We start from the raw sequence: 21,576 nt of genomic DNA, 5'->3' as shown, positions 1-21,576 counted from the left end.
GGAGGAACGGTCATGCCTCAAGAAACGATCGGCATTATGTTCGATTCACGCATGTACCGGGGGATACCGGCCGGAAGGACCGGTCAGGAATCACTCGCTAATTATGAGCAGGCTGCGTTCAGCTATGGTTTAACACCCTGCTTTTTACGGCTTGAAGATATTGATCTGGAGCGCAAAGTGTGTATCGCCTATGTGAAAAAAGAAGGGCGATACGTCCGTGAGCGCATGACGCTGCCCTCCGTCATTCATAACCGGGCGCTCCAGCTTCGGGGTGCAGACCAGCGACAGATAACTCGTTTACTGCTGCAGGGCATTCAGGTCTACAACGTACGTAATCGCTACCACAAGCATCATGTACATGACATACTGCACCAGGACCCTTTGTTGAGAGCACATCTGCCCTACGCCGTCAAAGCAACTCCCGATTCCCTGACCTATATGATGCAGCATTACAATGATCTCGTCATTAAACCATCGAGTGGCAGCATCGGTCATGGCATTATGCGACTGTTTCAGCAGGAGGGGCATTGGAGGCTGACCCGTGAAACCAGGGCATCTCGCAGGGGGTGGGCAACCTTCAGCCTGAATCGAGGACAGCTGCCCTCCGCTGCACTTCGGCGGATATTCGGCCACGCGCACCTGATTGAGGAACGCATTCCCCTCATCCGGCATGAGGGGAGGCCTGTCGATCTGAGAGTATCCGTGCAGCGTGGGGGTGACGGGTTATGGAGCGTCACGGGCATGTTTGCCAAAGCTGCTCCCGCTCATACGTTTGTCACCAACATCGCCCAGGGCGGGAAAGTAATGACGATCGCTGAGGCATTCGGGCTTAATGTAAATGAGCCAGGAGCTGGATTGCTCCATCTGGAAGCCCGAATTGCTGCGGTAGCTACACGCATTGCGCACACTTTAGGCTCCAGTCTGCCACATCTGGCTGATCTGGGCCTTGATCTTGGTCTTACGCGAGGGGAAGACATTTTCTTCATTGAATGCAATGGACGAGACCAGCGATACGGATTTCGCAAAGCGGGTATGAAGGAGCATTGGCTGATGACTTATAGCAAACCGATGGCTTATGGACGTCTGCTGCTGGATCAGAAATTCAGCATTCCAAGGCAACCGCAAACCTATGATCGCGGCTTGTATTGATTTCATTCGTGATTTGTGTCAATATTATGCAGAATGGCCGCTTTTGCGGCCTTGAAGTTTGTATTAACCCTAAGGGGGATATTCATGGCAAAAACGCTGTTGCGATTAATGACCGAGCTATCTTCGCGCAAGTGGATCTCCCGGACCGTGGGAGCCTTCTCCAAAAGCCGGGGAAGCAAGGCATTTATCCCTTATTTTGTCCGGACCTACAACATCCCTGCACAGGAAGCAGAGAAGGATTGGAAGGAATATCGTTCCCTGAACGATTTCTTCACTCGCAGATTAAAACCGGGGATGCGCCCGCTGGATTCTTCAGAACATGCCTTGATCAGCCCCGTCGATGCCAAAATTACAGCAGCCGGCCCGATCTCCGCAGGAACCATTCTGAATGTTAAGGGACAAAATTATACACTTGCTGAATTATTAAATCACTCTCCGCATCTGGAGAAGTACAAGCATGGCTACGTGTTTGTACTCTATCTCAGCCCGCGTGACTATCATCGTATTCATGCACCTGTCAGCGGTCGCAAAATAGAGAGCGAGCACATTAAGGGCAAGGTATATCCTGTCAATGATTTCGGACTCACCCATATGAAATCCGTGCTCAGCCGGAATGAACGGCTCATTACGTATATCGAACATGATTATGGTGAAGTAGCGGTTGTCAAAGTTGGTGCGATGAACGTGAGCAGTATTCAATATACAGATGCAGATGCCCGTTCCTGGACTCGGGGAGACGATCTCGCTTATTTTGAATTTGGCTCCACCGTCGTGCTGCTCATGCAGACAGACACCTTCGAACCAGCACCTGGCTTGAAGCCGGGGGATTCCGTGAAAATGGGTTCATTACTTGGGCTGCTCAAGCCTAAACAGTCATAAGTGCATATGTAAATAAAGAGGATGACGCAGCACCTGCAATCAGGTGTTATGTCATCCTCTTTATTTATGCTTTGTATACATGCATGGCAGAAGCCTCGCTTCGCCTGAATCATCTGTTTGAATTAACGTTAAAACCAGATATCCTGCGGTTCCTCCACTCGTACCAGCCGGCGCATTCGATTCCGATAAATGCTATATCCCCTCAACGAATTTTTGCGGTTGCGAACCCGTCTTTTTCTTCTGATCATCACCTGTTCCTCCTTGTAAGGTCATCTGGATTGCTAGTTACTTACCCCTGCAATCCAGCATTGAAACGATGGCGAAGCCATTAGAATCCAGACCTGGACAGGTCGTTAACGAATTTCGGACGGACTTTTACCTGTATACTGCTTGAACTGGCGACTGAAGAAAAAGATATCGCGATACCCCAGTGCATCCGCCACCTCGGTCACGTTCATACCGGTATGCACCAGCAGATGCTCTGCCCGTTCAATACGCATACGAATAATATAGGACTGCACTGATGAGCCGACCAGTTCCTTGAACTTGATCGAGAAGTAGCGCGGCGAAAGCCCTGCCCGTGCGGCCAGATCCTCTACACGATGTGTAATTCCGGGATGCTGTCGAACATAATTGGCAACCTCCTGGATGACATCTGACAGCTGGTTGCTTACCTTTTTCTCTACCGGCTCTTCTGTATCTGCTCGCAGCAAATGAATCATAAGCTGCTTCAGAATCAGCTTGTTTTCTTCATCACGTCCATATACATCTGATAAAAACAGCCGCACATACCGTGCTAACAGATGCTCAAATTCTACCGTCTCCTGCACTTCGCGATAAGACTGGGGCACATCGGTCACAGGCCCGTCCACATCAAAGTGAATATACGTCAGCACAAGTGGCTTCTGCCGGTTATGTGTAGCACTCGTATGATCGCCAGGGCGAAACAGAAAACAGCTCCCTTTGCCAACCTCGTATGGCTGATCATTCAGAATAACCGTGCCTTCACCGCTCCACACGTAAAATAAATCATAATTTTGCATCGGCTTTTCCCGCTTCTGCCATTTCCAGCCCGGTTCACAGACAATTTTAGCGACAGCGGGCAAAATAATAAATGATGACGGCGATGCCTGCAGCATGTCGCCACTCCCCCTTGAAAGTTAATCTCTTTACACACTTATCCCATTATACAGCGGAATTCAACGAAACGAAAATGTGCACTTCTCCCATGCGATTTGCATTCGCCGCACACCTTCACGAATCTCCACTTTTTCCAGATGAGCAAATCCGAAACAGATCGCTGCACTCCCCGGCATCAAGCGATATCGCTCCACATCCCGAAACAATACTCCCTGCTTATGAACATGCTCCGTAAAACGTTCGTAGCTGGCCTGATCGCCGTTCCAGACCGCATAGATTGTAAGCCCGGCATCTCCGGGCAGCAGCGTGAACGCTTTGGGCATACACCGCTCGATCTCCTGCACCAAGAAATCATGCCGCTCTCCGTACAGCCGGGTTAACCTCCGCAGATGACGCAAGTACCCTCCTCTAGTCATAAACCTGGCTAGTGCACGCTGCTCCAGCAACGCCGGTGACACCGGCTCATACAAAGCTTTAGCGGCCAGAAGAGGCTCCACAAGAGCGGGTGGAAGTACGGCATAACCTAAGCGGAACGAAGCTGGCATCGTCTGCGAGAAGGAACCAACATAGATGACACGCTGCTCGCGGTCAAGCACCTTGAGCGGTTCGATCGGCCGTCCGCCCCAGCGGAACTCACTGTCATAGTCATCCTCAACAATAACGGCATTTTGCCTCGATGCCCAAGCCAGCAGCGCTCGTCTTCGTTCCAGACCCAGTACCGCTCCTGTAGGGAATTGTCTTGTCGGCGTAACAAACAGCGTCTGTGCCTGCCAATGCTTCGGAATAATTCCTCCCTCATCCACTTCCGCTGGAATGACCTGCCCCCCACAAGATCTGACCGCATGTACGATGCCCGGATAACTCGGATTTTCCAGCACGACCGGGCTTCCTTCGGCAATGAATAGCTGGGAGATCAACGTGATGCCCTGTATTGAGCCACTGAAAAGCACGATCTGGGATGCCTCCGTCTGAATACCGCGTGTCCAGCGGAGATGCGAGGCCATCGCTTCCCGCAGCTCCAGATCACCGGCTGCACCACATGGCTGCCTCCAGTCGCTGCGATGAACTGCCGCAAGCGCACTTTTCCACTCCGCTGCAGGAAAATGCTCCGGCTGCAGACGCTGCATCCGAAAGTTAATGACAGCTTCATGCTCCGACTGCATCTCTTCACGCGGGCTCTTATCGCTTGCCGCCGATGCAAGCAATCGTTCAGCCCATGGAGAGAGGGGCAGCACAGCTTCTTGTTGATGATCGGTATGCGTGGATAAAGATTCCGTCACATAGGTTCCTTTTCCCCGATAGGCATGGACATACCCATCCGCAAGCAACATATCATACACCTGGGCTACAGAGCCGCGTGACATTTTGTACTGCTTTGCCATTACACGTGTAGAGGGAAGCCGCGCTCCTGCCTCCAGTGTACCCGAATGAATCGCGTCCCGCAGTGCGTAATATAACGCCTGATATTTGTAACGATGCTGGAGCTCATATGAGTCAAGCGGTAGCCACAATTCCATGTGCTCCTCCCCTTCCCTTCATCCGTCGATTGTCCTTCTGGCAACCCTTCATCCAAAGTGGACTATAAAACTGAATGTAAATTGGATCTATTTTACTGTCAATATTTGTTTTATCGTTGTCTTCAAGGAACGTCATGCTCAATTCTTTTTTGTATATGATCTGCATAATGGGGGAAAACACATGAGACGCAAAGAGTTCTCTATAGAACAAGAACAGGAAATGATCACCTTTCTGGACCAGTGCTCCTTCGGATTTCTCGGCACCGTCAGCCCGGAGGGAGAACCAAGAGTGACACCGCTGAATTTTGTATATATGGATGGGTGTTTTTATTTTCATGGCAGCCTGGCCGGGGAAAAGATGAAGCAAATCAGGCAGCATTCAACGGTCAGCTTTACTGTGGCTGAGGAATTTTCGCTAATTCCGTCCTTCTTCAGTGATCCCGAGCTGGCTTGTCCCGCAACCTCCTTTTTCAAAAGTGTGATGGCTGCAGGTCACGCAGAACTGGTGCAAGAGCTTGATATAAAAGGCAAGGTGCTGCAGCGCTTTATGGAAAAGCTCCAGCCACAAGGCGGTTACGTGCCGATTGATGCAGAGGACCCACGTTATAAAGGGAGCCTGAAAGCCGTTGCTGTCGTTCGGATCGTGCCGGATCGAATGCATGCCAAGTTTAAATTTGGACAAAATCTGACTCCCGAACGATTCGAGCACATCAGCGGAGAGCTGAACAAACGAAATGAAGGCCGCGATCAGGAAACGGCTGAGATGATGCAAAAATATTGTCCTTTTCACCAGATGTAAACTCGTCTGAGTCCGGCTTATCACTGCTGAAATGCTGTGTTCTCTCCATCCGCAACAACGCGGTGAAGTGATATAACTGTCATATTGCGTAATTTCCGTGACGGGGGAATGTCAAGGTGATATAATGTTAGGCAGTTGAATCACAAAGACTTGGAAGGATGAAAAGAATGAATCCACTGGCTGAACAGTTGAACGAAAGTATTCAGGCCGGCAGCAGTCACGTCTACTCCATGCTGTCACAGCTCGGCAAAGAAATTTATTTTCCAAAAGAAGGTATCTTGAGTCAATCTGCTGAAGCAGCAAGTCTGGCCAAGACCTACAATGCAACGATTGGTATCGCCCTGGAGGGTGGTGTGCCGATGCATCTTCAGGTGATTCAAGAGAAGCTTTCTGCATTCCAGCCTAAGGATCTGTACCCTTACGCGCCGCCGGCAGGAAAGCCTGAACTGCGGACCGTATGGAGAGACAAGATGCTGAAGGAAACCCCTTCCCTGGAAGGAAAATCGTTCGGTAATCCGATTGTAACCAATGCACTGACCCATGGACTCAGTATTGTGGCCGACCTGTTCACAGAAGAAGGGGACGCTGTTATATATCCGGATAAAAACTGGGAGAATTACGAGCTGACTTTTGGCATTCGTCGTCACGGCCAGTTGATTCATTATCCATTGTTTGATGATCAGATGAACTTTAACAGCAACGGACTGCTTCAGGCGCTGCTTGCACAGAAGGATAAAGGCAAAGCGATTGTGCTGCTTAACTTCCCGAATAACCCGACAGGTTATACACCGGGTGCTGCTGAAGCAGATGCTATTGTGGATGCTATTCGTCAAGCTGCTGAAGCTGGAGTAAATGTAGTCGCTGTGACTGACGATGCTTACTTTGGTTTGTTCTTCGAGGATTCCATTCATGAGTCTCTTTTTGGTAAACTGGCCAATATTCATCCACGTGTATTAACGGTGAAGATTGACGGCGCAACGAAAGAAGAGTTCGTATGGGGCTTCCGTGTAGGATTCATTACGTTTGCTCATGAGGATGCTGCTGTGCTGCATGCATTGGAGCAAAAGACGCTAGGGATCATTCGTGCAACCATCTCCAGTGGCCCGCACCCGTCACAGACATTTGTTCTGGATGCATTGAAAGCACCTGAGTTTGAAGCTCAGAAGCTGGAGAAGTTCGAGATAATGAAAGGCCGCGCTAACAGAGTCAAAACGATTCTCGACAGCGGCAAGTATGGAGACGTATGGGATTATTATCCATTCAACTCGGGTTACTTCATGTGCCTGAAGCTGAAGCATGTTGGCGCTGAGGAGCTGCGTAGTCATTTACTGCATCAATATGGCGTAGGTACGATTGCGCTGGGTGAAGCCGACCTGCGAATTGCCTTCTCCTGCATCGAAGAAAACAGTCTGGAAGAACTGTTCGATACGGTATATCGCGGTGTTCAGGATCTGCAAAAGCTCTAAACCAAACGATATGTAATACAACCATTCAAAAATATAATGTGCTTTAACAACAGAACCCTTTGGATAACGAAGCGAAAGCTTTTGATGCCAAGGGTTCTTTCTAATTGCATGTCCAGAACCAAGGCTGGTCCTCAACCCGCTCCTTGTTCTACTGGAGCATCTGTCCTGCCTGCGGGACAGATGCCCAAAACGTAGACGAACGGGCAAAGGCCCAATCAGCCTAACTCCATGACACATAGTATACGGTGTACGCAAGGGCGTGCCAAAAAAACATCACTCGAAAGGGGTATGACCCATGTCCCAAGTGGAAGATACAAGAGGCGGATACGGATACTGCGGCGTTGGAGGCTTCACAAACACAGGTGCTATTCTTGTACTGTTCATCTTGCTTGTCATCATCACAAAATCCTTCCTCTGCTAGTCAGACCTCACTTCCTGCACACCTGACATCGTGACTATGCAGCACGCACAAAAAAGGTATTCCAGGATACAGCCTGGAATACCTTTTTCTCACGATACTATAACGTGCGGACTGCAGCAGAGCAGAGCCCATTCAGATATAGGGCACAGGATCAAATGAGTGCTATTCGTCCTCTTCCTCCTTGAGCCATTTACTGCCTTGTGATCGGCGCATGAGCACAATGACAAGTACACCGAGCACAAGGGCAACGCCTGTTATCGTAAGCCCTTGACTTCCAGCTGCGAGCATCGGTAGCCACATCAGCACTGCGGCAAGCGCATGGAGTTGAAAAATAAAACCAAGCACCTGCGAGCGGCGACTCTCTCCCGAGATCGGGTAAATCATAATCCAGAAGGATTCGCTGTGGCTGCGACGTAGCACCCCGAGCTGAATCCCTGCAAGCAACAGGAAGAACAGATACACGCAGGCTCCAAAGTAACTGCCTGCTGTCCACCAGGACAGCAGCATGCCAAGCAGGAGCAGGCGCAGCACAATCGTAAATACTTCGGTTCGAATGAACGTTTTGGTCATGAGGTACCGATAAGCTTGCCCGGCATTCCATGGAAGATTGTTCCCCCATTTGCTCAGCCAGCGACGAGAGCTTACCTTCTGTCCAGACGAAGGCACATCCACAAACCAGCCTAATGTGCGCATTACCCTGCCCGCCTGCGTCTGCTCCACCTGAATCAGTCGCTCCCATGCGACACGATGCTTCACAGGCACGAGCAGCGCAACGATATAGACAGCAGCAAGCAGTAACAAGAACCAGAGACTACGAGACGGCGACTGCCACAGCCAGGCTGCCACAGCCAGAATCGCCAGCGCCCAGCGAAGCAGCCGGTATGCTCTGGCCGCTCCCGCCTGAACCATCCTCAGCTCTTGCCAAGCTCCATAGCTGGACAGCACCTTCCATAACACAAGAAACAGAATCGACCAGCCCAGCGGCTTGGCATCTGCATCTGCCCTTACATAAAGCGGCCATAAGGTCAGAAATACGAGCAGCAGCCCCAGCATCTTATATATAACGCCCCGAACAAAGCTGTTCTTCAAATACTCCTGCATCCGGTACTCCTGCGGCCGCAGGAAGACAATATCTGCCGGAAGCAGATATGTACGGTAACTGCTGAGCAGTACAAGCGGCGCCAGCAGCAATAAAGCGATCCAGCGTATCGGAAATCCCGTGGGGATGTTCTGCACAAACGAGGTATACCACGCCGAGAATGCAATGACCAGAAACAAAAAGACCATCGCTACACCGCTCTGGATCACATAACCGAGATAAGGCAGAATTCCATTCCAGAAACCTGTCCGACGTTGTTTCCATAACAGCTTGAGATCCATGTTAGTCCCTGCCTTGCACGAGGGAGTAGAACATGTGCTCCAGCGGTGTATCCGACTCCCCGAACTTGGCACGCAGCTCACTCAGTGTTCCTTGTGCAATAACATGTCCGCGATGCAGTACAACAAAGCGGTCACAATAGTTTTCGATGGTGGACAAAATATGGGAGCTCAGCAGAATGGAAGCTCCCGCTGCTTTCATCTCCAGCATGAAATCCAGCAGGGAACGGATACCCAGCGGATCAAGCCCCAGAAAAGGTTCATCAATAATGTAGAGTGGGGGCCCGGCCACAAACGCACACATGATCATGACCTTTTGCCGCATGCCTTTGGACAGATGTGTTGACAGACTTGTGCTCTTTTCATTCATGCGAAACAGATTCAGCAGCTTCTCTGTCCGCTGCTTGAAATCTGCCTCCGACACATTGTAAGCTCGCGCTGTAAACTCCAGATGCTCCATAACGGTCATCTCGTCATATAATTCGGGGGATTCCGGCACAAATGCCATCGCGGACTGATAGATCTGTGCATCCTCTTCCCGCTTTTTGCCCATCACTCGAACTTCTCCCTGTTGCGGAGTCATCAGGCCGAGAATATGCTTCATCGTTGTACTCTTGCCAGCACCGTTTAATCCGATCAGCCCGACCATTTCTCCGCGTCCCACTTCCAGGTTAATGCCGTGCAGCACGGGCCTTTTGGCACTGTACCCACCACTAAGCCCACTGATTTGCAGCACAGGCGATTGAACGTTCTCCATCTATCCCTGCACCCCTTTCATCCGATTATTCCTCAGAGCGCGGCGCTCTGTCTTTACTCCACTTGGGTGCACCCTTGCTTTTGCGATCCTGGTCGCGCTCTGTACGACCGCCGTTGCTTGCATTTTTGCCGCTTGCAGGACGCTGACCTGAATTTGAGATGGTCGCTTTCGCGCCCGGCTTCCGGCTGCCCTGACCTGGTTTGCGGTCACGGGACTGCCCCGGTTTACGAGAGAAGGAATGCCCTTCCGGACGAGTATCCGGCCTTGGATCAGCTTCCAACACTTTGCCGCCAAACAGAACACGCTCCTGCAGCTCAATGCCAAGTTCCCGAGCGAATTTGCGCATAATGAAGATCTGTGTCTCATCTACAATAGAGAGCACGATACCTGAACGCCCCATGCGGCCTGTCCGGCCTGCACGGTGAACGTAGTGCTCGGAGTCAAAGGCCGGATCATAGTTAATAACCATCGGTAAGCCTTCAATATCCAGACCTCTTGCTGCTACCTCGGAGGCAATCAGCAATTGAATTTTACCATTGCGAAACGCTGCCAGTACGTTGGTACGAGTCACCTTGTCCGCATCTCCGTAAAGCGCAGCTGCGGACAGCCCCAGATGATTCATTTTTGCTTCAACTTCACCAATGTCCTCGGTTGCATTGACAAATACAATGGCCCGATCCGGGTTATATTGTCTCACCAGACGGCGCAGCAGATCAATCTTGTTGCGTTCCTCTTCCACGAAGTAGAAATGCTCAAGTCCTGCTGCTGTTGCACGATCCGGTTCAATGCCGATATGCACGGGCTCTTTCATCTCGCGCTTCGCCAGCGCAGCCGTATGCTCATCAATTGTTGCCGAGAGGAAAATCAACTGACGGTCACGCAAAGCACTTTTCAGCACAAATTCCACATCACTTACGCCACCAAGCTGAAATACCTGATCCGCTTCGTCGATCACAATGGTGGATACGTTGTGCATTTTCAGCTTTTTGAGTGTAATCAGTTCCTTCAACCGTCCTGGCGTACCCACAACGAGCTCTGGATGCTCACGCAGCTTCTCGATCTGACGTTTCACAGCTGCACCACCAATCAGACCTTGAACACCAATGCCACGCTCCGCCCCATAACGCTGTGCCTCACGCACAATTTGCATGGCCAGCTCTTGCGTCGGAGCTATAATCAGTTTCTGCGTGCCTTTGATGTCAGTCTTGATAGATTGCAGCAGTGGTAGCAAATAGGCCAGCGTTTTACCAGTTCCCGTCTGCGATTTGGATACAACATCCCGACCTTCCAAAACGACCGGAATCGTCTGCGCCTGTACCGGGGATGGCTCGTTAATGCCATGCTGAGCCAGCAGCGCCTCCAAATCTTGTGCTACGCCTATTGATGCAAAAGTTTGATTCGTCATGTATTCCATCCTTTAAATTTATTCGTTTTGATGATTTATAGGCTGTGCTATTTCTGTTACACCAGACACTCCGATTGCAGAACAAGCTTCCGATGTAGCTTTCTTTAGAAAGCTGTCAGGCGACCGCACCGCTGCTTCAGCTTCTTTCTGCTCTCTTCGCTATCGTGTAAATATATCATTTCACCTATAATACCTGCTCGTACGCATAAAACAAAAACCTGTCATCACATTATCTTTCATTATATGCGAAAAAAGCCTGTGTACCAAATCTTATTCTGAAAACGTGCAAATCTGCGAAAAAAAAAGAAAAGCCCCTCGGCGGAGCCCTTCTTCATCCGATATATGGTGCTTGCTTGTTACATTCTACTTCTGATTCATCACACCGTGTGACAGTCGATCGGCAAGCCGCGGGAATAACTGATATAGCCATATGCCAACGGATGCCAGCCGCGGCAAATTAACTTCTTCCTTGCGTTTCTTCATTGCCCGAATCATATGGCCTGCTACACTCTGTGGTGTCAGCATCAGCCAGCGCACATTGTTCACATAATGTCCCGAAGGATCTGCGCGATCGAAAAATGGTGTATCAATCGGACCTGGATTAATCGTTGTGACCGTAATCCCCGTCTTGCGCAGCTCCTGACGCAACGCGTTGCTAAATCCAAGCACCGCATGCTTTGTAGCTGTATAAGAAGCCGATTTGGCCGTCCCAATCTTGCCAGCCATTGAAGCAACATTCACAATCTGTCCTTTGCCCCGTTCCAGCATATGTGGAAGCACCGCTTTGGTACACCGCACTATCCCCATATAATTCACGTCCATCATCTCGTCAAATTCCTGTACAGACATGTCCGTCATAGCGGCAAATTTCCCATAACCGGCGTTATTCAGCAGAATATCAATTCTTCCGTATTTATGTAACATCGCATCCACAGCCGTCTGAACCTGCTCACTGTCCGTAACGTCCAGCGTGAGCAATTCATGCCGTCCCTGCAGTGAAGCACCAATCTGTTCCAGCTTGTCCCTTGAGCGGGCAGCCAGAATCGGGATGGCTCCTTCCTCGATCAGCATTTGTGCGCAAAGTGCACCGATTCCGCTCGATGCGCCTGTAATAAAAACAACCTGATCTTTCAACATGGTTGATGTCCTCCCGTAATGAACACATTCGCCTCATGAAGGCTGTGCTTCTATTTTACGAGATCATCACCTGAATATCCATCTCGCCAATACCATCCATCAGCAGAGGAATACTTAGCGCTTTCGTTGCACTAAATGCCGTTAAATGCTCCGATTGCATCACTTGAGGCGGTGTAATATCCACAACGACGCCCTGGTTGGACAGAATTGTGCTGGCATTGCCACTGATCATATTCCCCAGCTCGGAGATTGCACTTTTACTCATATCATCCATCTCGGTGATCACAAAACCACCCATCATGGCCGAAACAATTTTCAAAGCAACCGTTTCCTGTATACCAAAAACAATATTTCCGCTCAGCTGCCCCGTCATTCCAATTACAATCCAGACATGGTCAGCAATGTACTCTACATTCTTCACGCCAAGATTCCCGGTGGAAGGCGAAACCTGGATGAGCTGTTCAAATACGTTACGTGCCGATTCCAGGAATGGATTTATCACTTCCGCTTTCACTTTCTATGTCCTCCTCACACTGGGTTATTGGTCACACACCAAAAGTCCCATATTGATTAAATTTATTATACTTTATCATGTACGAGAATTCATTAAGAATTCAGCAAATCAGGTGCACTATAATTTATCGTCATTCGAATAGCAAATGTTTATAGCTGTTTTTGTCCTTATTTCATTTCTTTGGAAAATTATTTCATTACATTCAAGCTACTAAAGGCTTGTAGGACTTTTATACCGATTTCAGATTTATGTAAAATTTAAAATAAAAGCTTTTCTTATGTTTGCAAGTCTGTTGAACTAGTTTCAATATCCCCCTTCCCCTTCATTGCTCTGATGCCCGTAATCCCCTATAATTTAATATAAGAAACTGTACCCGTCACGGACTTTTACAGCACGACACATGACATACAGAGACATTTAGCTGCAAGGAGGCCGTATATGAACATCAGCCAACTGGAAACGCTGATCACCATTTCCAAAACGATGAGTTTCCGCAAAGCGGGTGAACTCCTTAACCTGACCCAGCCGGCTGTATCAGCCCAGATCAAAAGCCTTGAGGACGAATTCAACACCGTGCTTGTTGATCGGAACCAGCCCGTAACGCTGACGGATCGCGGACAGGTTTTTCTGGAGCATGCAGAACGGATGCTTGATATTGTGGACGAGTTAAAACAGAAGCTGTCCGATCTTGATGAAACACCACAAGGACGTATTGTGCTCGGCACAACAACGTCCATTGCCATTCAGATTTTGCCAAGGGTGTTATCCTACTTTCAGGATCAATTTCCGCTCATCAAAACCAGCATTCAATCCTTGCCCTCTTCACAGATCTATACACAGGTCGAGAACGGTCTGGTGGACATCGGGATTGGATACCTGACCGAACGTAATCCGAACCTCAGTACCTCTGTGCTGTACTATGATACGTTTGAGCTGGTCGTCTCTCCTGCTCATCCACTCGCGAAGAAAAAACATGCAGCCGTGGACGTGCTGCGAAGCACACCTCTGATTCTCCTGTCGCCCGATACGGTAGGTCGCCGGTTTACAGAAGCTGTTTTCAAGAAATACAATATCGAGCCGAACGTTGTGATGGAGCTGTCCAGCAGCGAGGAAGTAAAACGTATGGTTGAGATTGATCTCGGGGCTGCCATCATCTCCAAACAATCCGTAGCACATGAGCTGCGGCAGGGGACACTGCGAATGATTCCTTTAAGTGAACTGGAGGTCAGTCATCCTGTAGGCGTCATCTACAAATCCAGTCGGTATCTCAACTCGGCGATGCATCAATTTCTGAGTGACCTCAAGGGCATGCCGGAAACTCAATTCATCAGCTCGGAATAAAAACAGACAAAAAAGAAAGGGCAGGGATTCCATATGAAATTTGATCTTCATACGCACCATTTCCGCTGTGGTCATGCAGATGGCAACATCAGAGATTACATTGAAGCAGGCATTGAGGCGGGACTTCAGGCCATCGGAATTTCTGATCATACCCCTTACTTTGGCAGTGAGCTGGAGCAGGCGCACCCTCGAATTGCAATGGGTAAATCTGAATTACAGCATTATGTTGCTGAAGTGCTCTCGCTTAAAGAAGAATATGCCGGGAAAATCGACGTCCTGCTGGGCATAGAATCTGATTATTTCCCAGTCCATGCCGAATTATATCGTTCGACGCTGGGACAATATCCGTTTGACTATATTATCGGGTCGGTTCATCACACCGAGGATATCAGTATTTTCAACAAGACACGCTGGAACGGATTATCCACTGCTCGCAAAATCGAAGTGAAGGAAGCATATTACAAGTTAATCGCACAGTCGGCCCGCAGCGGCATCTTCCAGATTCTTGGACATATTGATGCGATGAAAGGTAACTATCCCCCATTCTCCGAGATTGTGGCAGACGATGCTATTGATGCAACGCTTCAGGTGATTGCCGAGGCCAACGTTGCGATTGAAATCAACACCTCGGGCAAAACCAAGCTCAGCGGCGGCTGGTACCCGTCCGATGCCATTCTGGAACGTGCCCGGCATTACGGGGTAAACGTCACCTTCGGTTCGGATGCACATATCCCTGGAAGGGTAGCCGATGAGCTTGAGCAGGTGCGTACACGTTTGAAGGAAATTGGTTTCACCGAATGGGTTTATTTTAAGCAGAAGCAAATGCAGATGGTTCCCCTGTAAATCATAGCTGTCGAAATAAAAAGACCCTCACGTGAGGGTCTTTTTATTTCATTATCATATGCTGCTGGACTCATGAAACTTTACTGTACAAAAAAAATGAACCCGCTCATCGCGGGTCCCAACAGCATTATCTATTATCAAAAAGGGGGTCATGAGATCAGTTTACCCTCTGTCTGTTAGAGTTCAATTGCAGCTATATTTCAATTGTGTAACAAATGATTGAAGTTCGTTCCAGCCCTTGTTTCCTGTTATACTCTATGATATTTCAGGGTTGTCCCATGCTGCCGAATGTGAAGGTTTCGTGTCTATAGCCGATTGAAACTGTGCACGGCACATTCCGTACACCTTGACGTCCATGGAGATGGGGCCTTCACCAATTCCGTCGTCCTCTTCATTCAGCCCGAAGGCTGGAAGACTGCGCTCATAGAGCATGCCCATTTTAAGCAGCACCCTTTCTGAGGATCGGTTTGCCTCATAGCAGCGTGCTTCAATCCTCCACAGGTGGAGTTCGTCAAATCCGAATGTTAACAAGCGATGCACCGCTTCTGTTGCCAAGCCTTTGCCCCAGTATAATTTGTTGAGGATGTATCCAATCTGGGCTGTGCCTTTTTGATCATTCCAGTGCTGGAAGGACACAATACCAATAACCTGCTCGCTGCCTTTGCGGCAGATCCCGTAATGCAGGGAATCCAGCTTGGCACTGCTGCTTCGAATCTGGTTCAGCAATTTTCTCGCACGGACTGGGGGGGACTGGCTGCCCCGGTTCACGTATCGTATCACTTGCGGGTCGGACAAAAGCTCGGATAAGATATTGTAATCACTTTGACGTAATGAGCGCAGAACAAGGCGTTCTGTATCTAAGACAGGCAAGCCTTGAATCAACATATTTCGGGTAAGCATGGCACTCTCTCCTTTGCCTAACGGGTTTTAGTCCGGTAAGACAAGCATGCTCTGATGATGATCCGGCATCCTACCACCAATCTGATTCATTCACTATAGTACGTCATCTTTATCATGAAGACCATACTGCAATGTACCATTACTCCTGCAATCCACGGTAAATGCCTGAACGCAATTCACGAATGTAAGCATCCATTGCCGGAACTTGATGCTGCTGTGCAATCCGCACTTCCTGTTCGATGTCATACGGCACCCGAACAAACTGCAGGTTAAATGGCTTCTGCTTGTCTCCGCCCTCTTCTCCTTCAAGGATGCAGTACGAGGCTTGTGGAACATCCAGCGGGTTGCCAACGCTTCCTGTATTAAAAAGCATTCTTCCATCCAAATACTGCAAAAAGGCATTGTGCACATCGCCGTAACCAACCACATCCGCCATTCCTGAGCCTGTCTCGTCAGCTGGGGGCTCAAACATCGCAAGTCTCTTGCTCATCTCATCCCAAGGCTGAACGCGATGATATACACTTTGTGGTGAAGCGTGCACCAGCCTTATATTACGCCCACTTAGCTTCAATTCATAGCTAAAGGGAAGACTCGCCAAATAAGCCACTCGATCTGCACCCAGCCGTTCAGACTGCCACGTAAAGTCGAGCACCTCCTGATTCACAGCAACAAGCTCATCCCAGTTGCCACGAACGACCACTTCACATACCGCTCTGATCTGATCCACGGCTTCTGCTGGCTGCGGGCCCTTACCTACAAGGTCACCAAGACAGAACGTTCTCTCTATGCCGCGCTGCTGTATATCTTTCCATACAGCCTCCCAGGCAGTCATGTTGCCATGAATGTCGGATACAATTGCAATTCGCTCCATCACATTCCCCTCCATTCATGTCATATCGCTATATATTCCAATTCTTTCTCATATCTTTGCATTCTTCCTAAGAATGATTGCTTTCATGATCCGATTGCAGGTGAAGCACCGTCAACTCAGGTCGGCACAGAAAACGAATAGGTAGCTGTGTCATGCCAAATCCACGATTTACATACACCGGCATGTGATATCGGGGGGTGTAGTATAACCCCTGGATATATTTGCGTGAGCCTCGTGGAGTCGTCATCGCACCAATCCAGGGAAAACGAACCTGACCACCGTGACTATGACCTGAAAGCTGCAATCCGAAGCCATATGGAGCTGCATAATCGGCATAATCCGGTTCATGCATAAGCAGCATTTTCCAGACATGCTGTCCCAGTCCTGCAACTGCTTTTTCCGGATCAGGTCTGCCAGTTAATGCATCATCAAGACCTGTAACTGCAAGCTGATCTCCGTCTTTTTCAATAACAACATGCTGATTGCACAGCAGCGTGAAGCCTGCTTGCCGAAACATATTTTTTACTTCCTGCTGCTGCCGCCCCCGATAATCATGATTACCCAAAACCGCAAACTTTCCGTACTTTGCTGTCATGGAGGCCAGAACGGGTACACATTCGCGCATCGGCGCTGCCTGCCTCTCCACCATATCTCCTGTGAAACAGATGAGATCAGGCTGCTGCTCCTTTATTCGCACCGCCAGTCTACTCAATTCCTTCACCCCGGTGTGGAAACCCAGATGTGCATCACTGAAATGAACGATGCGCAATCCGTTAAATGATGCCGGGAACGACGGAAGCTGGAGATGAATATCGCTAATCTGCAAACGCCGTGGCTCCCATAGTGCGTATCCTAGTGTCAGCACACTTGCTCCCAGGGTCATAATCATTTTCCGCAGTTGAAAACTTCGACGAGAAGGATCATGATCCTTTTCTTCTCCAGGAAAAAGAGGTTCCTTCGAACTGTCTGGTCTGCTCGAATGCTGGGACGGCGAGCTGTTGCTGTGTGAACGCGGTGTCTGTCCCATCTCTTCCCCTCCTCGAATCGGGTTACTTCAGGACCGTTATCGGCCCATATCCATCCCTGTAGTATACCATATTCTGCACGAAACACCCGGTTCCTTCGGCGGATCACAAAAGAAGCCGTAATGCCGGCAATTGCTGCGCGGGATCACGACTTCTGAAGTAACAAAGCTGGACGCTGTTTCAGCGTAAGATTTGTTTATACACCTAACCAGCGTTTGAACATATGCTTGGTTGTCTGTTTATTCATTTCAGCAATAGAAGTTGTAAGCGGGATGCCTTTCGGACAAGAACGCACACAGTTCTGCGAGTTACCGCAGCCTTCAATACCGCCGTCTTCCATCAGTGCTTCCAAACGTTCCTCCGAATTCATCTCACCTGTAGGGTGAGCATTGAACAGACGAACCTGGGATAATGCAGCCGGACCGATAAAGTCCGTTTTTTCGTTCACGTTAGGACAAGCTTCGAGACATACACCGCAAGTCATACACTTGGACAGCTCGTAAGCCCACTGACGCTTCTTCTCAGGCATCCGCGGTCCCGGACCGAGGTCATAGGTGCCATCAATCGGAATCCATGCCTTCACACGTTTCAACGCGTTAAACATCCGGGAACGGTCAATGACCAGGTCACGTACAACCGGGAAAGTTTTCATCGGTTCAATTCGAACCGGTTGCTCAAGCTTGTCGATCAGAGCTGCACACGCTTGACGCGGTTTACCATTGATAATCATCGAGCAGGCGCCGCACACTTCTTCAAGACAGTTGGATTCCCAACATACCGGAGCGATGGACTTGCCATCCTTGTTCACCGGATTCCGCTGAATCTCCATCAGGGCGCTGATCACGTTCATGTTCGGACGATACGGAAGCTCAAACTCCTCTGTATACGAAGATGACTCCGGGCTATCCTGACGGGTGATAATAAACTTGACGGTTTTACTTGCTGTTGCTTGTTCCGCCATATCGTTGTCCCCTCCTCTGGTGACGATGATTGTAGTGCTGGTGCGCAAAGCTTAGCTGTTGGTGCTCAGGTGCACGCTTCGGTCGCGGAATGCCCTTCTGATCGCCATCATCCTCGAATTTTTTTGATCCACCCTTTTCAGGGTGAAAATTCGATGATAAACGCGAACGCTTTGCTTCTTGCGGGCATTTCCGCTTCCTCCGCTGTGCCATGCACCTTGGTTTACGCTTTGCTGGAAACAGCAATCCATTCACGCTGGATTGCCGTCAATATAATCAGCAGCTTAACGATTCATATACGGAATGATTAAGCTGAGTCGTGCAGATTAGTCCTTCGAGTAGTCACGGATACGCGGTGGAATCAGAGATACGTCCACTGGCTCGTAAGAGATCTGTGGACCTTCCTTCGTCCAGCTTGCGATCGTTGTTTTGAGGAACTCCTCATCGTTACGTTCCGTGAATTCCGGCTTGTAATGTGCCCCGCGGCTCTCGTTCCGCAGCAATGCACCCAGTGTCATCGCTTCAGCAAGCTCAAGCATGTTCCACAATTGACGTGTGAACGCCGCGCCAGGGTTGTTCCAGCCGGAGTTGTCATACATGTTGATTTTGCCATAACGCTCTTTCAATTCCTTGATTTTGCCGATGGTCGCTTCCAGCTTGTCGTTGTAACGTACCACCGTCATGTTGGCTGTCATCCACTCGCCCAGCTCTTTGTGAATCACATAAGCATTCTCGGTACCTTGCATGTTCAGGATACCTTCATATTTCTCGGTTTGACGCTTCGTATAACCGTCGAATACAGAGGAAGAAATATCTGCGGACGATTTCTTGAGTCCTTTGATATATTCAGCCGCTTTCGGTCCAGCCACCATACCACCGTAAATCGCGGATACGAGGGAGTTCGCTCCCAAACGGTTGGCACCATGATATTGATATTCACATTCGCCAGCTGCGAACAGCCCCGGAATGTTGGTCATTTGGTTGTAGTCTACCCACATGCCGCCCATGGAATAGTGGACTGCCGGGAAGATTTTCATCGGAATTTTACGTGGATCGTCACCCATGAATTTCTCATAGATTTCGATAATTCCGCCCAGCTTCACATCAAGCTCCTTCGGATCCTTGTGAGAGAGGTCAAGATATACCATGTTCTCACCGTTTACACCCAGTCCCATGTCCACGCAGACACTGAAGATTTCACGTGTCGCGATATCACGAGGTACAAGGTTACCGTAGGAAGGATATTTCTCCTCAAGGAAGTACCAAGGCTTGCCGTCTTTGTATGTCCAGATCCGTCCGCCCTCACCACGAGCAGATTCAGACATGAGACGCAGCTTGTCGTCCCCTGGAATCGCTGTCGGGTGAATCTGAATAAACTCACCGTTAGCATAATTCACGCCCTGCTGGTACACTGCGCTTGCAGCAGTACCTGTGTTGATAACGGAGTTTGTCGTTTTACCGAAAATGATACCAGGACCACCACTTGCCAGAATAACGGCTTCGGCCGGGAACGTCTGCACCTTCATTGTTTTCAGATCCTGTGCCACAATACCACGGCACACGCCTTCGTCGTCAATAACGGCTTGCAGGAACTCCCAGTTCTCATATTTGGTTACGAGACCCGCAGCCTCCCAGCGGCGTACTTGCTCATCCAATGCATACAGCAGCTGCTGCCCTGTAGTAGCTCCGGCAAATGCCGTACGGTGATGCTTCGTACCCCCGAAACGACGGAAATCAAGCAAACCTTCCGGTGTTCGGTTAAACATAACACCCATCCGGTCCATCAAGTGAATAATGCCAGGTGCTGCTTCACACATCGCTTTAACTGGCGGCTGGTTGGCAAGGAAGTCACCGCCGTATACCGTATCGTCAAAGTGTACCCATGGGGAGTCTCCCTCCCCTTTGGTATTTACCGCTCCGTTGATGCCGCCCTGGGCACATACGGAGTGTGATCTTTTCACAGGAACTAATGAAAATAAATGAACATGGACTCCGGCTTCAGCCGATTTGATCGCCGCCATCAAGCCTGCGAGACCGCCGCCCACAATAATTACATTCGATGATGCCATTGCTGTTCACTCCTTATAATCAGCGTCGTTCAAAAATTCAGATCAGAGAACGTTATTCACACAAAAATACAGATCAGCACGATTCTACAAGATTAAACCAGAACTGATTTTACCGCATCAATCATGGAGGTAGCTGTCTGGAAATCTACGTTCCGAAAAGCAAACAAGGATGCGATAAACATGATAGAAATAATAGCGAACAAGCTCATGCACACATACGAGGATACACGCTGTGCACGAGGTCCGACTGTGATTCCCCAGCTAACGAGGAACGACCAGAGTCCGTTGGCAAAGTGATACGATGCCGCTACAACACTGATCAGATATAAAATAAACGTTACCGGATTCATCACGATGTCATGGATCACACCGCCAAGCTGTTCGTGCGTGACATTACCGAGAGCTACTTGCACACGTGTCTCCCATACGTGCCAGATCACAAACACAAATGTGATCACACCACTGATGCGCTGCAGCGTGTAGCGCCAGTTGCGCTCATTGCCGTAACGACCCACGTTAGGCTTGGCCTGATAAGCAATGTACAGACCATATACACCGTGATAAAACAGCGGCAGCCAGATCAGAAACGTTTCCAAAACGATGACGAGCGGCAGACTGTTCAGGAAGGCAACCGCACCGTTAAAAGCTTCTTTGCCGCCTTCAACTGCCGAGAAGTTCGTCACCAGATGCTCAAGAAAAAACAAACTGAGCGGAATGACGCCAAGCAAGGAGTGCAGCTTTCTGGAGTAAAACCCTTTCATAAAATGTCGATCCCCTTTCGCTAAATACAACGTTTTCATAAAACCATTCACTTATTATGACACGAATCCTTCCTGCATAGGAAAATTCGACAAATTGTTCCGATTTGATCAGGTGTGAACAACTTGTGTCACAATTCATGTTACTCCTTTTTTTCTTATAAGGGAATTGCAATATAATTATTAAATGTTATAACCTATAGTTATAAGCTGTAAACAACCGACTTACAGGCCTTACAATTTTAAAAC

The 21,576-nt window shown here is 49.2% G+C and carries 20 protein-coding genes; 7 read left to right on the top strand and 13 right to left on the bottom strand.

Features of this window, described 5'->3' with window-relative positions:
• Positions 1-12 precede the first annotated feature (12 nt).
• Positions 13-1,149: a YheC/YheD family protein gene (locus DFQ00_RS15585; RefSeq protein ID WP_110897407.1), complete on the top strand. Its 1,137-nt coding sequence runs from the start codon at positions 13-15 to the stop codon at positions 1,147-1,149.
• Between the two features lie 84 nt (positions 1,150-1,233).
• Positions 1,234-2,028, top strand: coding sequence for an archaetidylserine decarboxylase (gene asd, locus DFQ00_RS15580; RefSeq protein WP_110897406.1), 795 nt, complete (start codon positions 1,234-1,236; stop codon positions 2,026-2,028).
• A 353-nt stretch (positions 2,029-2,381) separates the two neighbouring features.
• Here asd and DFQ00_RS15575 read toward each other — a convergent pair whose 3' ends face one another.
• Together DFQ00_RS15575 and pdxR are read right to left on the bottom strand one after the other, a co-directional pair.
• Positions 2,382-3,167, bottom strand: a complete 786-nt coding sequence (locus DFQ00_RS15575; RefSeq protein WP_110897405.1) for a helix-turn-helix domain-containing protein — start codon at positions 3,165-3,167, stop codon at positions 2,382-2,384.
• A gap of 60 nt (positions 3,168-3,227) precedes the next feature.
• Positions 3,228-4,685 carry a MocR-like pyridoxine biosynthesis transcription factor PdxR gene (gene pdxR / locus DFQ00_RS15570; protein ID WP_110897404.1) on the bottom strand — a complete coding sequence of 486 codons (1,458 nt, stop codon included), beginning with the start codon at positions 4,683-4,685 and terminating at the stop codon, positions 3,228-3,230.
• A gap of 181 nt (positions 4,686-4,866) precedes the next feature.
• Between pdxR and DFQ00_RS15560 the strand changes: the two genes are divergently transcribed.
• The 3 genes from DFQ00_RS15560 to DFQ00_RS29540 all read left to right on the top strand — a co-directional run bounded on the left by DFQ00_RS15560 (position 4,867) and on the right by DFQ00_RS29540 (position 7,371).
• Positions 4,867-5,484, top strand: a complete 618-nt coding sequence (locus DFQ00_RS15560) for a pyridoxamine 5'-phosphate oxidase family protein (protein ID WP_110897402.1) — start codon at positions 4,867-4,869, stop codon at positions 5,482-5,484.
• A gap of 167 nt (positions 5,485-5,651) precedes the next feature.
• On the top strand, positions 5,652-6,950 hold the full coding sequence (locus DFQ00_RS15555; protein WP_110897401.1) for an aminotransferase class I/II-fold pyridoxal phosphate-dependent enzyme: 1,299 nt from the start codon (positions 5,652-5,654) through the stop codon (positions 6,948-6,950).
• Between the two features lie 295 nt (positions 6,951-7,245).
• Positions 7,246-7,371 carry a YjcZ family sporulation protein gene (locus tag DFQ00_RS29540; RefSeq protein WP_208643788.1) on the top strand — a complete coding sequence of 42 codons (126 nt, stop codon included), beginning with the start codon at positions 7,246-7,248 and terminating at the stop codon, positions 7,369-7,371.
• 162 nt (positions 7,372-7,533) lie between these two features.
• Here the strand turns inward: DFQ00_RS29540 and DFQ00_RS15550 are convergent, their stop codons facing one another.
• The 5 genes from DFQ00_RS15550 to DFQ00_RS15530 all read right to left on the bottom strand — a co-directional run bounded on the left by DFQ00_RS15550 (position 7,534) and on the right by DFQ00_RS15530 (position 12,561).
• Entirely contained in the window at positions 7,534-8,751 is a 1,218-nt protein-coding gene (locus DFQ00_RS15550) for an ABC transporter permease (RefSeq protein WP_110897400.1), read from the bottom strand.
• 1 nt (position 8,752) lies between these two features.
• Positions 8,753-9,505, bottom strand: a complete 753-nt coding sequence (locus DFQ00_RS15545; RefSeq protein WP_110897399.1) for an ABC transporter ATP-binding protein — start codon at positions 9,503-9,505, stop codon at positions 8,753-8,755.
• Positions 9,506-9,530: 25 nt separating this feature from the next.
• Positions 9,531-10,910 carry a DEAD/DEAH box helicase gene (locus DFQ00_RS15540; protein WP_110897398.1) on the bottom strand — a complete coding sequence of 460 codons (1,380 nt, stop codon included), beginning with the start codon at positions 10,908-10,910 and terminating at the stop codon, positions 9,531-9,533.
• A 363-nt stretch (positions 10,911-11,273) separates the two neighbouring features.
• On the bottom strand, positions 11,274-12,047 hold the full coding sequence (locus DFQ00_RS15535) for an SDR family NAD(P)-dependent oxidoreductase (protein WP_110897397.1): 774 nt from the start codon (positions 12,045-12,047) through the stop codon (positions 11,274-11,276).
• Between the two features lie 55 nt (positions 12,048-12,102).
• Positions 12,103-12,561, bottom strand: coding sequence for a chemotaxis protein CheX (locus DFQ00_RS15530; RefSeq protein WP_110897396.1), 459 nt, complete (start codon positions 12,559-12,561; stop codon positions 12,103-12,105).
• Positions 12,562-12,999: 438 nt separating this feature from the next.
• Between DFQ00_RS15530 and DFQ00_RS15525 the strand changes: the two genes are divergently transcribed.
• A complete protein-coding gene (locus DFQ00_RS15525) occupies positions 13,000-13,902 on the top strand; it encodes a LysR family transcriptional regulator (protein WP_110897395.1) in 903 nt (300 codons plus the stop codon).
• A gap of 33 nt (positions 13,903-13,935) precedes the next feature.
• Complete coding sequence (locus DFQ00_RS15520; protein WP_110897394.1) at positions 13,936-14,745, top strand: histidinol-phosphatase; 810 nt, start codon at positions 13,936-13,938, stop codon at positions 14,743-14,745.
• Positions 14,746-15,000: 255 nt separating this feature from the next.
• Here the strand turns inward: DFQ00_RS15520 and DFQ00_RS15515 are convergent, their stop codons facing one another.
• The 6 genes from DFQ00_RS15515 to DFQ00_RS15490 form a co-directional block, all read right to left on the bottom strand.
• Positions 15,001-15,645 carry a GNAT family N-acetyltransferase gene (locus tag DFQ00_RS15515; protein WP_110897393.1) on the bottom strand — a complete coding sequence of 215 codons (645 nt, stop codon included), beginning with the start codon at positions 15,643-15,645 and terminating at the stop codon, positions 15,001-15,003.
• 139 nt (positions 15,646-15,784) lie between these two features.
• Positions 15,785-16,516, bottom strand: coding sequence for a metallophosphoesterase family protein (locus tag DFQ00_RS15510; RefSeq protein ID WP_110897392.1), 732 nt, complete (start codon positions 16,514-16,516; stop codon positions 15,785-15,787).
• Positions 16,517-16,583: 67 nt separating this feature from the next.
• Complete coding sequence (locus tag DFQ00_RS15505; RefSeq protein ID WP_110897391.1) at positions 16,584-17,543, bottom strand: metallophosphoesterase; 960 nt, start codon at positions 17,541-17,543, stop codon at positions 16,584-16,586.
• Positions 17,544-17,737: 194 nt separating this feature from the next.
• Positions 17,738-18,502, bottom strand: a complete 765-nt coding sequence (gene sdhB, locus DFQ00_RS15500) for a succinate dehydrogenase iron-sulfur subunit (protein WP_110897390.1) — start codon at positions 18,500-18,502, stop codon at positions 17,738-17,740.
• 324 nt (positions 18,503-18,826) lie between these two features.
• A complete protein-coding gene (gene sdhA, locus DFQ00_RS15495; protein ID WP_110897389.1) occupies positions 18,827-20,569 on the bottom strand; it encodes a succinate dehydrogenase flavoprotein subunit in 1,743 nt (580 codons plus the stop codon).
• 92 nt (positions 20,570-20,661) lie between these two features.
• Positions 20,662-21,330: a succinate dehydrogenase cytochrome b558 subunit gene (locus DFQ00_RS15490; protein WP_110897388.1), complete on the bottom strand. Its 669-nt coding sequence runs from the start codon at positions 21,328-21,330 to the stop codon at positions 20,662-20,664.
• Between the last annotated feature and the right edge of the window lie 246 nt (positions 21,331-21,576).

Source organism: Paenibacillus barcinonensis (assembly GCF_003217495.1).
Lineage (GTDB): Bacteria > Bacillota > Bacilli > Paenibacillales > Paenibacillaceae > Paenibacillus > Paenibacillus barcinonensis.
The sequence above is the reverse complement of the archived record's forward strand: the minus strand, read 5'-3'. Positions and strand labels throughout refer to the sequence as shown.